General features: G+C 61.3%; 15 protein-coding genes. All 15 read right to left on the bottom strand.

Annotation, left to right across the window (positions count from 1 at the left end):
• Nucleotides 1-28 precede the first annotated feature (28 nt).
• The 15 genes from lnt to WNY37_RS00455 all read right to left on the bottom strand — a co-directional run bounded on the left by lnt (nucleotide 29) and on the right by WNY37_RS00455 (nucleotide 13,183).
• Nucleotides 29-1,687 carry an apolipoprotein N-acyltransferase gene (gene lnt / locus WNY37_RS00525; protein ID WP_342971499.1) on the bottom strand — a complete coding sequence of 553 codons (1,659 nt, stop codon included), beginning with the start codon at nucleotides 1,685-1,687 and terminating at the stop codon, nucleotides 29-31.
• Nucleotides 1,684-2,457 carry a hemolysin family protein gene (locus tag WNY37_RS00520; protein ID WP_342971498.1) on the bottom strand — a complete coding sequence of 258 codons (774 nt, stop codon included), beginning with the start codon at nucleotides 2,455-2,457 and terminating at the stop codon, nucleotides 1,684-1,686. Before WNY37_RS00520 ends, lnt begins: the two co-directional genes overlap by 4 nt.
• A gap of 80 nt (nucleotides 2,458-2,537) precedes the next feature.
• Nucleotides 2,538-2,996, bottom strand: a complete 459-nt coding sequence (ybeY, locus tag WNY37_RS00515; RefSeq protein WP_342971497.1) for an rRNA maturation RNase YbeY — start codon at nucleotides 2,994-2,996, stop codon at nucleotides 2,538-2,540.
• A complete protein-coding gene (locus WNY37_RS00510) occupies nucleotides 2,993-3,973 on the bottom strand; it encodes a PhoH family protein (RefSeq protein WP_342971496.1) in 981 nt (326 codons plus the stop codon). The genes ybeY and WNY37_RS00510 overlap by 4 nt, the downstream gene beginning before the upstream one ends.
• Complete coding sequence (miaB, locus tag WNY37_RS00505; protein WP_342971495.1) at nucleotides 3,954-5,327, bottom strand: tRNA (N6-isopentenyl adenosine(37)-C2)-methylthiotransferase MiaB; 1,374 nt, start codon at nucleotides 5,325-5,327, stop codon at nucleotides 3,954-3,956. Before miaB ends, WNY37_RS00510 begins: the two co-directional genes overlap by 20 nt.
• Nucleotides 5,328-5,395: 68 nt before the next feature.
• Entirely contained in the window at nucleotides 5,396-6,409 is a 1,014-nt protein-coding gene (locus WNY37_RS00500; RefSeq protein WP_342971494.1) for a histone deacetylase family protein, read from the bottom strand.
• A gap of 77 nt (nucleotides 6,410-6,486) precedes the next feature.
• Nucleotides 6,487-6,897: a Fur family transcriptional regulator gene (locus WNY37_RS00495; protein WP_342971493.1), complete on the bottom strand. Its 411-nt coding sequence runs from the start codon at nucleotides 6,895-6,897 to the stop codon at nucleotides 6,487-6,489.
• A 19-nt stretch (nucleotides 6,898-6,916) separates the two neighbouring features.
• Nucleotides 6,917-7,390, bottom strand: a complete 474-nt coding sequence (rimI, locus tag WNY37_RS00490; RefSeq protein ID WP_342971492.1) for a ribosomal protein S18-alanine N-acetyltransferase — start codon at nucleotides 7,388-7,390, stop codon at nucleotides 6,917-6,919.
• Nucleotides 7,387-8,034, bottom strand: coding sequence for a tRNA (adenosine(37)-N6)-threonylcarbamoyltransferase complex dimerization subunit type 1 TsaB (gene tsaB / locus WNY37_RS00485; RefSeq protein WP_342971491.1), 648 nt, complete (start codon nucleotides 8,032-8,034; stop codon nucleotides 7,387-7,389). The genes rimI and tsaB overlap by 4 nt, the downstream gene beginning before the upstream one ends.
• Before the next feature lie 12 nt (nucleotides 8,035-8,046).
• Nucleotides 8,047-8,649 (bottom strand): malonic semialdehyde reductase, encoded by a 603-nt coding sequence (locus WNY37_RS00480; protein ID WP_342971490.1) that lies wholly within the window; start codon nucleotides 8,647-8,649, stop codon nucleotides 8,047-8,049.
• Nucleotides 8,650-8,671: 22 nt separating this feature from the next.
• Nucleotides 8,672-9,259 carry a NifU family protein gene (locus WNY37_RS00475; protein ID WP_342971489.1) on the bottom strand — a complete coding sequence of 196 codons (588 nt, stop codon included), beginning with the start codon at nucleotides 9,257-9,259 and terminating at the stop codon, nucleotides 8,672-8,674.
• 75 nt (nucleotides 9,260-9,334) lie between these two features.
• On the bottom strand, nucleotides 9,335-10,417 hold the full coding sequence (locus WNY37_RS00470) for a hypothetical protein (RefSeq protein WP_342971488.1): 1,083 nt from the start codon (nucleotides 10,415-10,417) through the stop codon (nucleotides 9,335-9,337).
• 149 nt (nucleotides 10,418-10,566) lie between these two features.
• The gene (locus tag WNY37_RS00465; RefSeq protein ID WP_342971487.1) at nucleotides 10,567-11,934 is read right to left on the bottom strand and encodes a peptidoglycan DD-metalloendopeptidase family protein; all 1,368 of its coding nucleotides are present in this window, start codon (nucleotides 11,932-11,934) and stop codon (nucleotides 10,567-10,569) included.
• Nucleotides 11,931-12,611, bottom strand: a complete 681-nt coding sequence (locus tag WNY37_RS00460) for a hypothetical protein (RefSeq protein ID WP_342971486.1) — start codon at nucleotides 12,609-12,611, stop codon at nucleotides 11,931-11,933. The genes WNY37_RS00465 and WNY37_RS00460 overlap by 4 nt, the downstream gene beginning before the upstream one ends.
• 5 nt (nucleotides 12,612-12,616) lie before the next feature.
• Complete coding sequence (locus WNY37_RS00455) at nucleotides 12,617-13,183, bottom strand: hypothetical protein (RefSeq protein WP_342971485.1); 567 nt, start codon at nucleotides 13,181-13,183, stop codon at nucleotides 12,617-12,619.
• Nucleotides 13,184-13,194 lie beyond the last annotated feature (11 nt).

The raw sequence follows: 13,194 nt of genomic DNA, 5'->3' as shown, positions 1-13,194 counted from the left end.
GTCCGGAAATTGCTGCGTTCCTGGGACCCTATCGACGCCAGCTCGTGAAAGCCAGAACGCTGAACAGAACGAGGGTCAGCCAGAACAGGGCAGGGCCGAAACGCTGGTAAGGCGTGGTGGCTATGCCATCGGCATTGATGACCGGCGCAGGCAGCGGGGTTCGCACGACCGAAGAGACCCAGCCATCAGGGTCCCCGGACACGCGCTGGCCCCTGGCAGTTTCGCGCCCAAACGCATCGACCACGGCTGTTGCACCGCGGCTCGCAACGCGCGCCATGGGCAAGCCCGTCTCGATCGAGCGATACCGGTTCTGGGCATAGTGCTGGGCAGGGCCCATGCCGGACCCGAACCAGGCATCATTCGACACCACGACGATCCATCTTGCCTGATCGCGCTGCGGTCCCGCCTTGCGGGTGATTTCGGGGAAGAGGGCCTCATAGCAGATCAACGAGATAAAGGGTGGCAGGTCACGCGGAAACAGAACGGTCGGCTCACTTCCCGGTTCAAAGCCGTTCTTGGCCATTTGCTGCATGGCGCCGGGCAGAAGGCCTGAAAGGGAGTGGCCGAACGGGATGATTTCGGCCGCCGGAAGCTCGCCGAAGGGCACCAGACGATGCTTGTCGTAGAGCCTGATCAGCTCGGCCCGACCGGCTTCGGTCTGAAGGACGGCGATGCTGTTATTGTAGACGCCCTCGGCACCATCGAGGCTGCGACGCGTCGTTCCGACAATCAGCGTCCGGTTGCCGAGATAGGCCGATATCACGTCAAGCGCGTAGGTATTCGCCAGAAGGTCAAACGGCAAAGCCCCTTCCGGCCAGATGATGATGTCGTTCGGGTCGCTCTCGATGTCGCGCAGGAATTCGCCATAGCGCGCCAGCACCTTTTCGCCATTGCCCATATACTTGTCCGCCTGGGGGATGCCGGCATCCATCAGCACGACCGTATTTTCGGACATGACGGGCGGCGTCGCCAGCCTCTGGGCGCCCCAGGCCCAGCCGAACCCGACAAGGATCACCGCGGCCACAACGGGAAAGGCCCGGCCTATTACGCCGCGGGCGTCGCGCGTATCGACCAGGGCGGCAGGCGCGGCGCAGATGAACAGCGTAATGAGCGTCAGCCAGTAGACCCCGCCAAGGGCTGCGGCCTGCGACAGGGCTCCGCCCGGCGACCAGGTCGTTCCGAACAAATTCCATGGGAAGCCGCCGAAGAGATGGCCGCGCACCAGTTCGGCCAGCGCCATGAAGACAGAAAAGATGAAAACCCGCGACGGCGAAGCGGACCAGAATGTGCCGGCAAGCGCTGTGGCAGCCCCCCAGATCAGGGCCATTCCGCCCGGAAGCGCGATCAATGGCATCCATATGAAAACGGCGTGCTTTTCCGGCTCGATCAGGAAGGGCGAGGCCGTCCAGTACATGCCGATGAGAAAGAACCCATAGCCGAACGCCCAGCCGCGCATGAATAAAGCACGGCCCCAGCGCGTTTGACCGCGAGCCCCGTCCATCATCCAGATAAGACCCGTCACCGAAATGATCAGGGCTGGCGTCAGGTGGAATGGCGCAAAGGCCAGAGCCGCAAATGCCCCTAGCAGCGCTGAAAAGCCGAGCGCCGCCCAGCCTCGCAATTTGGCGAGCGCTTCATGCAGCGGACCAAGTGCTGTGAAGCCGTGGCTGCGGATTGGCTCGCTCAAGCCGACGCCTCTTGCGGAAGCCGCCGTACGACGAGCCGCTCAATACGCCGGGCGTCGCCGTCAAGAATTTCGATATCCGCACCGGTCGGGTGACGCAGCACTTCCCCGCGCAGAGGGACCTTGCCCGCCAGCGCGAAGGCCACGCCGCCGAGCGTGTCGATGTCGACATCGGAATCGGGAATATCGAGGTCGAGCCCCGTCTTTTCCTCGAAATCGGAAATTTCCATACGCGCATCTGCCTCCCAGGCATGGCGTCCGCGGCGGATCACCATGGCGGGTTCTTCGTCATGTTCGTCTTCAATGTCACCGACGATTTCTTCCATCAGGTCTTCCAGACAGACGAGGCCGTCAGTGCCCCCATACTCGTCCACAACGAGCGCCATGTGAATCCGGCTTGTCTGCATTTTCACAAGAAGATCAGCGAGCTTCATCGACGCCGGAACGAACAACACATCGCGGCGCAGGCGCTCCAGCGGACGATCCATGCCGTCACCGCCGCGCGCGACCTCTCCCACCACATCCTTGATGTGGACGAGACCGATCGGATCATCGAGCGATTCCCGATAGACCGGCAGGCGTGAATGGGACTCTTCGGCATAAAGCTGGATCAGGCCCGGCAGGTCGGTGCCAAGTTCGACGCCGACGATTTCCGCGCGCGGCACCATCACATCGGCGACGCGGCCCTCCTCGAACTCCGCCAGCCTCAGGCGTAATTGTTGCGGCGTATGGCGCGCCTGCTCTTCGGTGGCGGGCGCAGGCTCTGCTGCCAATTCGCGCCGCCGGCCAAATGGAAATAATCGCGGGCGGCGCTTTGTCTCTCGATCGGTGCTGTCGGTCATTACCTTCAAACTCAGGAGTGGGCGCAGTATGGATCAGCGATGCCAAGGCTGGCAAGCGCGCGCACTTCCATTGCCTCCATTTCGGCGGCCGCTGTGTCTTCCATGTGATCATACCCCAGAAGGTGCAGATACCCATGGATGACGAGGTGGGTCAGGTGGTGGGAAAGCGAGATGTTGCGAGTAGCTGCGTCCGAGCTCGAAACGCCATAGCCTATGGCGATGTCGCCCAGAAACGGCGCTTCCATCTCATCGGCCGGGAAGGACAGGACGTCGGTCGGCTTGTCCTTGCCGCGCCAGTCCTTGTTCAGCTGGTGCATCTCTGCATCATCTGTCAGCAGAAGCGCAACTTCGCCGGCCTTGCCGGTGATGGCGCAACCTGCCTCGAGCGCAGCCAGGCAGGCTTTCTCATGATCGGGGCAGGCAGTTGTCCAGGTCTCGTCTTCGATGCGCAGATCGAGCGTCATGCTCATTTTTGCGTTTCTCCGTCCTTGTCATAGGCGCGGATAATGCGCGAGACGAGTGCATGGCGGCGCACATCAGCAGCCGTAAATTCGACAAAGGCAGCGCCTTCGACGCCTTCGAGAATCCTCAGCGCGTGCGCGAGGCCTGATGGTGTCTTCGGCGGCAGGTCGACCTGTCCCGGATCGCCGGTCACCACCATGCGGCTGTCGCGGCCGAGCCGGGTCAGCACCATCTTGGTCTGGCCGATCGTGGCGTTCTGCGCCTCATCCATGATGACAAAAGCGTTTTTCAGGGTGCGTCCGCGCATGAAGGCGAGCGGAGCGACCTCGATGATCTTTTTCTCGCGCATCCGCTCGACATGGTCAGCGCCGAGAACCTCATTCAGCGAGTCCCAGATGGGCCGCAGATAAGGCTCGACCTTTTCCTCAAGGTCGCCCGGCAGGAAGCCGAGATTTTCACCCGCTTCGACGGCGGGGCGCGTGATGATCAGGCGTTCCTTGGTCTTCTTGCGAAGCTCGGCAGCCCCGGCGGCAACAGCCAGGAAAGTCTTGCCCGTGCCGGCTGGCCCTGTCCCGAAAACGAGATCCGTACCGGGCCGGGTCAGATAGTCGATATACTTCGCCTGCGTATTGGTTTGCGGCATGACCGGAACGCGCAGCCCGGACAGGGAGCCATACGACTCCGCCGGTGCGCGCGCCTGTTCGATCGCGCCTTCAAAGGCGTCTTCGCCAGCATCTGGATCAGATTTCAGCACGCGCTCGAAAGCCGCCAGCGTCGCTTCGGCATTCGCCACGGCATCGGTCGAGCCGGACAGGCGGATGCTGCCGCCCTGGCTCTCGGCCTGCAGCTTTCCGTCGATGAACGCCATTTCCAGCTTCATCAGATTGCGATGCTGCGGTCCGCAGAGAGCTGGCAACTGATCGGGATTGTTGGGCGTGTAGAGGCGGGTGATGGTGCCTTTCAAATCAGGCGGCCTCCACCGCATGGACAAGCTCTCCGGCGAGCGCATTAAGGGTGGCGCCAACGACTTTCACGTCGACGATCTGCCCATAGGTTGAGGCAGGCGCATCGAAGTGCACAGCCTGCTGCCACGGGCTGCGCCCATGCATCTGTCCATCAAGGCGTCCTTTGCCGGTTACGAGCACAGGTATGGTTTGCCCAACTTTGGAAGCGTTGAAGGCGCGCTGTTGTTCCCACAGAAGCGCCTGCAAACGATGCAGCCGCTCTGTTGCGACTTCGTCGGGCACATGGCCGAACATGTCGGCGGCGGGCGTACCGGGGCGCGGCGAATATTTGAAAGAATAGGCCATGGCGTAGTTCACTTCGCGCACGAGGCTCATCGTGTCCTCGAAATCCTGGTCGCTCTCACCCGGAAAACCAACGATGAAGTCGCTTGCCAGCGCAATGTCAGGCTGGGCCGCTTTCAGCTGGCGCATGATGTCGAGATAATGCTCCGCCGTATGGCCACGGTTCATGGCCTTGAGAATGCGGTCCGAGCCGGACTGCACGGGCAGATGCATGAAGGGCATCATGGCCGGCGTGTCGCCATGGGCCGCGATCAGGTCGGCGTCCATATCGCGCGGATGGCTGGTCGAATAGCGGATGCGGTCAATCCCGCCGATTTTCGCGATGTGGCGTGCGAGCTGGCCAAGGCCCCATTCGCTGCCGCCTTCGAGCTTTGGCGCGGCGCCGTGCCAGGCATTGACGTTCTGCCCAAGCAGAGTGACTTCGCGCACGCCCTGGGCCGCCAGATTGCGCGCCTCGAAAACAATATCGTCGACCGGGCGCGAGAGCTCTGCGCCGCGCGTATAAGGCACCACGCAGAACGTGCAGAACTTGTCACAGCCCTCCTGCACGGACAGGAACGCGGTCGGGCCCTCGGCTTCACGCGTCTTCGGCAGCGCGTCGAACTTTTCCAGCGTCTCGAATTCGGTCTCCAGCCGCTCACCCACGGCCCGGCTGGCGCGCGCCACCATCTCCGGCAGCTTGTGATAGGCCTGCGGACCCAGCACCAGATCGACCGCCGGCTGGCGCCGCATGATCTCAGCGCCTTCCGCCTGTGCGACGCAGCCAGCCACCGCAATCGTCATCTTGCCGCCAGCGGCGACTTTCATCTTCTTGATCTGGCCAAGCTCGGAATAGACTTTCTCAGTCGCCTTCTCACGGATGTGGCAGGTGTTCAGCACAACGAGATCGGCATTCTCAGCCGTGTCCACCGGTTGGTAGCCAAGCGGGCGCAACACGTCGCGCATGCGCTCGCTGTCATACACATTCATCTGGCAGCCATACGTCTTGATGAACAGACGCTTCGGCGTGGTTTGCGAAGTCTCGGAAGTCATGCGCGGGCTTATGCCTGAAAAGACAAGATCAGGCCAGCCTTGGTGTTAGTGTGCGCTGACAGGCGTGGCTATGACGCAAAGCCATCGAGAAACCCTGAAACGATACCGCCAATGGCATCGACGGCATATCCCCCTTCCATGACGATGAGCGTCGGAATGGACAGACGCGAAATCGCCGCTGAGAGGCGGGAATAATCGTCCATATGAAACTTGAAGTGCGAAATCGGGTCGTTTTCATACGTATCGGCGCCAAAGCTCACGATGAGAGTATCAGCGCGAAACGCTTCGATCGTCGACAGAGCCGTTTCGAGCGCCGCCATATATGCATCGATCCGTGTGCCCTGGGGCAGAGGCAGATTGAGGGTCGTTCCCGCCCCTCTTGCCTTGCCGGTTTCATCGGCGCGGCCCCAGTAGAATGGATAGTCGGTGCGGGGGTCGGCGTGGAGGGACGCCACAAGCACGTCCGCCCGCTCATAGAAAATATCCTGCGTGCCGTTGCCATGGTGATAGTCCACATCAAGGATTGCGACCCGGTCCGCCCCGGCGTTCAGAGCCGCTTGGGCAGAAATCGCGGCATTGTTCAGGAAGCAATAGCCACCGCAATAGGACGCCCCAGCATGGTGACCCGGCGGACGGCAAAGCGCGAAAACGTGCTCATCGTCTCCGCGCGACAGGTGCGATAGCGCGCTCAATGCCGTCTGCGCACTCCAATAGGCGCTCTCCCAGCTCTGCGGCGTGATCGGCGTTCCCATATCGTAGCAGAACCGCCCGAGCCTCGCCTCGACGCGGTCAAAGTCTTCGTGCATGGGGGCATTCACCGGAAAGACATAAGGCAGCGCATCGCCGTCACGCCCCTCTGCCTTCCACTGTGCCGAGATGGATTGAAGGAAGTCCAGATAGGCGCTGGTGTGAACCGCCCGCAGGGGGCCGTCGCCATGATCGGTCGGGGCAAGGGGTGTTGGCAGGACAGACAGGATCGCATCCAGACGTTCAGGCTTCTCCGCATAAGGCACGAAGGCGCCGTTCTGCAGTTCCTGGCGGGGCGCGTGGGCGGTCTGGCGGGGATCAAAAAAAGTATCCACGTCTAGACCTGTTGGCGCTGGTGTTGGACTTGCGTATTTAAAAGCGCTGACGGCGGCTCTATGCCAGCAGGCATCGCCTAGTCCTTCTTCAGCGGTACGCCATAAAGCTCCAGCCGGTGATCGACCAGCTTGTAGCCAAGCCGTTCAGCAATCTCGACCTGAAGCTTCTCGATCTCTTCGGAGTGGAACTCGACCACATCACCGGATTTCACATCGATGAGGTGATCGTGATGCTCATCCGGCACTTCCTCGAAGCGGGCCCGCCCATCGCGAAATTCGTGGCGTTCAATGATGCCGCTTTCTTCGAACAGCTTCACGGTGCGGTAGACCGTGGCCAGCGAGATGGAGCTGTCCAGCGCATTGGCGCGGCGGTGCAGTTCTTCGGCATCGGGGTGATCGTCAGCCAGGGACAGGACGCGCGCAATGATGCGGCGCTGCTCGGTCATTCGAAGGCCTTTTTCGGCGCAGAGTTTTTCCAGACGATCCATTTGTGACTCATGCCCTCGATTAGTGGTTGTGTCCAGCAGCAGCACGCGACATGAGCAGCGCATCCACCGACCGTCCTTCTGCCCTGTTATAGTAGTTTTTACGACGCCCGTCGGCAAGGAAGCCATGCTTCTCGTAAAATGCGACAGCGCTTTCATTGTCCGCGGCCACATCCAGCAAGAGACGATCCGTACCGTACTGGCCCAGCAGCTGTACGGCGCGCTCGAGCAACAGGCTGGCATATCCGCGCCTCTGAACCTCCGGTGATATGGCGAGCGTCAGGATTTCCGCGTCAGGCGGTGTCTTCTGTAGGAGAATAAAGCCTGTCATCACATCCTCGTCCTCAGTGCAGAGCCCGAGCGTTGTGGACAGGTTCAGCGTATCCCGAAACGCCCAGGCCGACCAGTTGTCGCCATGGGTGAAGGCCTCTTCTTGGATGCGGGCGCAGGCGGCCGCATCCTCAGGCGTCAGCAGCCGGACAGGCGTGTCGCTCATAGCCTTTTGCCGCCAGGCAGCGCAGCGTCCGGGCCACGGACATAGGCCGGGCTCGCTGGCGCGTCTGTCGGGTGACGGTTTTCTGCGAGGCTGGCAGCGTGGCGCGCGGTCGGCTCAGCGGCGTGAAGATCAAGCTCCGGCGCGGCGTTCTGCAGGGCGTCCAGCGACGACCCATAAACAAAGTGCGGATGCGCCGCGAGTTCAGCCTGAACCGCGTCCAGCCCGATTTCCTCGGGCGTATCGACCGCTTCCCCTGTCCGAAACCGCTGTGCCCAGTATGTTATGTCCGGCGGGCGGCGTTTGGCGGGCAGCAGCACAATGGCCGAACCCTGCTGGCCGGCCGGCAAGGCGGCCTCCAGCGCGGTGATACCAAGGCATGGCACCTTAAGCGCGAGCGCAAGCCCCCGCGCAAAGGCCACGCCGACGCGTATCCCGGTAAAGCTTCCAGGGCCTGTCACGACGGCAATGCGTTGAAGATCGGCAAATGACTTATCGGCCGACTGCAGGCAGTCAGCCACGATGGCGGGCAGGCGGGCATCCTGCCCCCGGCTCATCGTCTCCTGAACGTCCGCAAGGCAGGCGCCCCCGTCAACCAGCGCGACATCGCAGGCCGGCCCGGATGTATTGATCCCGAGGGTCAGCATGCCGTCGCCAGATCAGAGGACCTGGCAGGCCTCTTCAAAGCTGAGGCGCGGGCTGCGTGGGAAGAGCGTGCTCTCATCGCCATGGCCGATCGCGACCAGGAAGTTCGAGCGCCAATGCTTGGTTTCTTCCTTGTTGGAGAAGAACTCCATGTCGACACCGTCCTGGCTGAAGCCGGACATCGGTCCACAATCGAGGCCGAGCGCACGCGCCGCCATGATGAGGTAAGCGCCCTGAAGCGTCCCGTTCCGGTCGGCGGTGTCCTTGCGTGTGTCCTTGTCCTCGAACCAGTCCTTGGCGTCCGGATTGTGCGGGAAAAGCTGCGGGATCTTCTCGTGGAACATCATGTCGGTCGCGACGATACACACCCATGGGGCTTTCATCGTCTTGTCGCGATTGCCTTCTGAGAGGTGCGGCGAAAGCCGTTTCTTGGCCTCGGGAGAATTGATGAAAACGAAGCGTGCCGGGCAGCAATTCGCGCTCGTCGGCCCCATCTTTGTGAGGTCATAGACGGCCCGGATCAGCGTTTCAGGGACCGGTTTGTCCAGCCATCCATTATAGGTTCGGCCATTCCGCCAGATGAGGTCCAGCGCATAGTCGTTTACAGGATCGGACATTCACGTCTCCTTGTTCGATGGTCTAGATTGCCGCTTCGACGGCCGTCACTTCCGGCACATACGCTTTCAGCATGTTCTCGATGCCCTGCTTCAGCGTCATTGTCGATGACGGGCAGCCTGCACAGGCGCCGCGCATGGTGAGGTGGACGATGCCGTGCTCGGGGTCGAATTTCTGGAAGGTGATGTCGCCGCCATCCTGGGCGACCGCAGGGCGCACGCGCGTTTCGATCAGTTCGAGGATTTCGCCGACAATTTCCTTCGTCTCGCCTTCATAATCCTCAAGGGAGGTTTCGCTTTCTCCGCCATAATTGGTGGTGGAGCCGTCATTGATGACAGGGAGGCCGGCGACATAGTGATCCATGATCGCGGCGAGCACCATCGGGCGGACATGTTTCCAGTCTGACTTTTCGTCCTTGGAGACAGACAGAAAATCCGCACCGAGAAACACTCCGGTGACGCCGCTGACCTCGAACAGGGCCTGCGCCAGCGGGCTCGACCCCGCTTCTGTCTCATTGGCAAAGTCAAATGGACCGGCTGTTCCAGCGACGGTTTCGCCTGGCAGGAACTTGATCGTATCCGGATTGGGCGTCGGTTCGGTTTGAATGAACATGGGTGTCAGCTCGTCTTTTCGTGACTAGCTGCTCAGATGGACAGTTTGCCCTTGGCTTTCAAGCTCTTGGGCGCGTCAGCCCTCAGTTGCCTCATCGCCGGACCCTTCACCCTCAGACGCGTCTTCGGCGGCAATGGCAGCCGCTTCGCGGGCCGCTCTTTCCTGCAGGAGCGCTGCGCCAAGGTCTTTCGTCGCCTCGGAAGCCTGGCCGAGATAGAAGGCCATCATGGCGAGGTGGTCAGCCATCAGGCGAGCGTCACCCGCCTGGCTGGACACGAAAATCGGGTTCAGCTCGGCGGCCCGCCGCCAAGCGGCTTCCAGCCGGTCCATCCGGGTTTCGACAGCTTCGCTGACGGCGATTTCAGGTTCGGCCAGCAGGGAAGCGGTGATCAGCTGGCTGGCGACATGGGCGCGGGCACGGGCTTCGAAGAAGATGCGAATGTCCTCTTTCGATGCAGGCCAGCCTTCGCGCATGCCGATCCGGGCTTCCAGACGGTCACGGGACGTATCAGCCCAGTTTGCAAAGAGGGCGAGTTCATCAACAACCGCGTCAGTGCCTTTCGGGGCCGTTGCGAGGTCCCGCTCAAGACGGCCTTCATAGCGGGCAAGCGCTTCTGCGGCGGCGGCAAGGCGCGGGGTCTGGGCCAGATCATCCTCTGGCGCCAGCAGGCGCGCGGCGGCTGAAAGGTCGGGATCAGCCGTGAAATCAGATGTGAGGGATTTCGCGGCGATCATGCGGGTAAATTCGCTAAGCGATGAAGAGAGGGATTTCTGCCAGGCGGGCAGGGCGGTCAGGCGGGCTTGCGGGTGCCATCCGGCACGGTCGCTGGCCCAGCCGGGCCCTTCCAGCTCGCGGCCGATCATGCTCAGCATGACGCCTGTTTCAGGCGAGGCCCACGGGGTTTCCGCCGACAGGATAACGGGGTCGTCATTGATGCTGTGCGAGGCCACGATCATCGCCGGGTAGAAACCGACAAGAACCAGCACCAGCAAGATCTGGAATGTTCGAACAATCCGGCGCCACCACAGCGAGGCCGAATGCATGAGCGGGGAGGGTTCAGCTTCTTCCAGATACTGCGCTGGAAGGTCCGTTCCGATAAGGGTAACTGCAGGACCTTCCCGATGCGGCGGTATCGGGAGCTTCTCCACATTGCTCATTGACGTTCTCTCTACCTGTGAACCGCCCCCGGAAATGCCACTTTTGGGGGCAAGCCAGCCGTTAGCAAGTCGTTAACGCATTAAACTTGCGACATCACGCAGATGAGCCTGCAATTTGCGCACCAAATCAGAGCCTTATCTTGAGCGGCCTATTCGATGATGACGAAACCTTCAGGAATGGGCGGCGGGGTCGAGGCAATGCCCACCGTCGCTTCGATGCGTTCACCGACGCCGCTTTCGCGTTCCTCATAGGCCGCAACCAGCGAAGTGTAGGGCGGAACGTGCACCCAGCCATCCTCGGCCGTGTTCTGCAGGAGTTCGAAATGCAGGTGGAAGGTGGTGGCCGTCCCGCCAAAGTCATTCGACACGTAACCCAGCGTCTGGCCCTTGGTGACCGTGTCGCCCGTTGAGACCTGAAGCGCGCGCATGTTCATGTGCATGTATTTGTACACACGCGGGCCTGATCGCATCGTGACGGTGTAGGTGCCGATTGACTGGATGATGCCATCCTCGACCGCGACGACTTCGTACATGGCGCGGTCTGCCGGCGGCGTGCCGCGAAGCGTATTGCAGCCTTCTGCCGTACCGACGCGAATGTCCTGGCCCTGGTGGATTTTGCTCACCGGGCAAAATGGCGAATTGCGATTGGATGACCGTTTTTCGCAGAAATTATCCCGCCAGGGATATTCATAATTGCGCGGATCGCACTGGTCACCGCCTCCGATTCCGCCGCCGAACATCCAGACCTGCGACTGCAGATAGGCGGGAGCCGACTTGATTGGAAAACGCATGTCCGGCGCGAATATGGCTTCGGTCTCAACCGTTCCGGTGCCAGACCCGGGCAGCAGCTGGCCAGGCTCGACATAAGAGAAAACCACGACCGGTTCGGGATCTGGTTCAACGGGATCGGTGACGGGCGTCGGGTCTGTTTCGGAATCAGTCGAATCGACAGGGTCGGTCACCGGATCGCTTTCGGTGGGGTCAGTCTCTACCGGATCAGTATCAACAGGATCAGTCTCGACGGGATCTGTCTCAACAGGGTCACCGTCTACCGGGTCGCTTTCTACAGGATCGGCATCTGTTGTATCCGTATCGGTCGGGTCTGAATCCACCGGATCAGTTTCCGTCGTGTCGGGGTCGGCGGGGTCGCTATCAGGATCGACAAGATCGGAACCGGTATCGGTGTCGTCCGCATCCGGGCTCGTATCGACCGGGTCGACAGGATCTGAGTCCGGCGTTTCGGTATCGTCACCCAAATCAGTCTCGACATCCGTGCCGGTATCCGGCGCGGTGGGATCGGCTGTGTCCACAGGCGTGACAGGGTCGTTATCGGTGCCTGTGTCGCCTGTGTTGTAGGGGTCTTCCACCGGCTCCGATGGCGGCGCAGGGCCGGGCGCACCGGGCGGAATTTCCGCCTTGTACTCGTTTTCGCGGCCATCGCCGGGATAGCGAATCTTGTCGCACGCCGGCACCATAAGCAGAGCGCCAGCGGCAAGTCCCCAAACCAGTTTCATCATTGCGTCCCCGAGATCACGATTTCTTCAGCGACGGCCAGCGCTTCCTCTTCGGTCACGCAATCGCCGCCCTCTGCCCCCGAGCCCAGGCATTCAAATTCTACCATGTAATCGGCGCCATACCGCGAGAATGAAACGATGGCGCCTGTCGTTGTTTCAGCAAATTTCATGTCTTCGCTCTCGTCATTCGCCTCGCCCGGTATATCGGTCACAAGGTTCGTTCCATTGACGATGAGATTGTACTCCGCGCCAGGGAAGACTGCGAAATATCCATCCGGAACAGGCCGAAATTGTGGCTGCTGGCCATCACTTGCGCCTGCAGGGCGGACCGGGCCGGTTGGCAACAGGACAGGCACGGGCGGCGCTGTTGATCCCGACTGGATGTTGAAGGAACTGTCGTCGTCCGGCGGGGAAGACGCCAGATCGGTCCGCGCGGCTTCCCAGTCGATCTCCGCTTTCACGGCGACCGCTGCTGGCCGGACAGTCTCGCTCTCAGCCGGCGCTGCTTCGGACGTCGTTTCCGGCTCAACCGGTGTTTCGGCAAGCTCTGTCTCAGCGGGCTGTTCGCTGACTTCTGGTGGGGCCGACTTGTCTTCGGCATCTTGATTCAGACGAAGGTCGCAGCCTGCAACCGCTATCCCCGCACCAAGCAGGGCCGCAATACCGAAACGGATTCTCATTGTTGTCAGCCTTCCTTGCTGGCCTTTGCCGAATAATCTCGCTCAACATAGACGACATTGTCCATCGCCTCGATTTCAGAGATGACCGAGCTCAGGCTGCGTGCGCCTGAACCGGCCAAGACAACCTCGCCGGAATAGCTGGCCCGCTCAAGGTGCAAGCCGCGCAGCGCAGGCTCGTCAGCGGCCCAACGGGCAAATTTCGCACGCGAGCCCTCAGGGTCCTTGCGAAAAGTCCGGCCAATCTCTTCGATAAGCGGTTCGCGCTCGAACCGAACGATGATGGCGTATTCCACGATTGCGGCGGTCGATGCGGCGCCTGTGACGGATGCCGGGCGGACCAGATCATTGTCGACAACACGATCGCCCGTACCGGAAATGTGCGGCCGTTCAGCGATCGGTGCATCAGCCGTGTGCGTGGATGGCGGCACATAGGACAGAACAGCATTCGAAGAACCGGGGCTGTCGGCGAGCCAAGCAACACCGCAGGCCGCACAGACGGACAGGGCCACAATGGCCAAGCCAATCTGGCCACCATAATAGTGCTTGGTCAACTTTTCGTCACTCTGTGCCACCGCCCATATCT

It is taken from the genome of Henriciella sp. AS95 (assembly GCF_038900055.1).
GTDB lineage: Bacteria > Pseudomonadota > Alphaproteobacteria > Caulobacterales > Hyphomonadaceae > Henriciella.
The sequence above is the reverse complement of the archived record's forward strand: the minus strand, read 5'-3'. Positions and strand labels throughout refer to the sequence as shown.

Excerpts from the sequence above, each read along its gene's own strand:
- ybeY (WP_342971497.1), bottom strand. The coding sequence starts at position 2,996 with ATGAGCATGACGCTCGATCTGCGCATCGAAGACGAGACCTGGACAACT.
- WNY37_RS00510 (WP_342971496.1), bottom strand. The coding sequence starts at position 3,973 with ATGCGGTGGAGGCCGCCTGATTTGAAAGGCACCATCACCCGCCTCTAC.
- miaB (WP_342971495.1), bottom strand. The coding sequence starts at position 5,327 with ATGACTTCCGAGACTTCGCAAACCACGCCGAAGCGTCTGTTCATCAAG.
- WNY37_RS00495 (WP_342971493.1), bottom strand. The coding sequence starts at position 6,897 with ATGGATCGTCTGGAAAAACTCTGCGCCGAAAAAGGCCTTCGAATGACC.
- rimI (WP_342971492.1), bottom strand. The coding sequence starts at position 7,390 with ATGAGCGACACGCCTGTCCGGCTGCTGACGCCTGAGGATGCGGCCGCC.
- tsaB (WP_342971491.1), bottom strand. The coding sequence starts at position 8,034 with ATGCTGACCCTCGGGATCAATACATCCGGGCCGGCCTGCGATGTCGCG.
- WNY37_RS00480 (WP_342971490.1), bottom strand. The coding sequence starts at position 8,649 with ATGTCCGATCCTGTAAACGACTATGCGCTGGACCTCATCTGGCGGAAT.
- WNY37_RS00475 (WP_342971489.1), bottom strand. The coding sequence starts at position 9,259 with ATGTTCATTCAAACCGAACCGACGCCCAATCCGGATACGATCAAGTTC.
- WNY37_RS00470 (WP_342971488.1), bottom strand. The coding sequence starts at position 10,417 with ATGAGCAATGTGGAGAAGCTCCCGATACCGCCGCATCGGGAAGGTCCT.
- WNY37_RS00465 (WP_342971487.1), bottom strand. The coding sequence starts at position 11,934 with ATGATGAAACTGGTTTGGGGACTTGCCGCTGGCGCTCTGCTTATGGTG.
- WNY37_RS00460 (WP_342971486.1), bottom strand. The coding sequence starts at position 12,611 with ATGAGAATCCGTTTCGGTATTGCGGCCCTGCTTGGTGCGGGGATAGCG.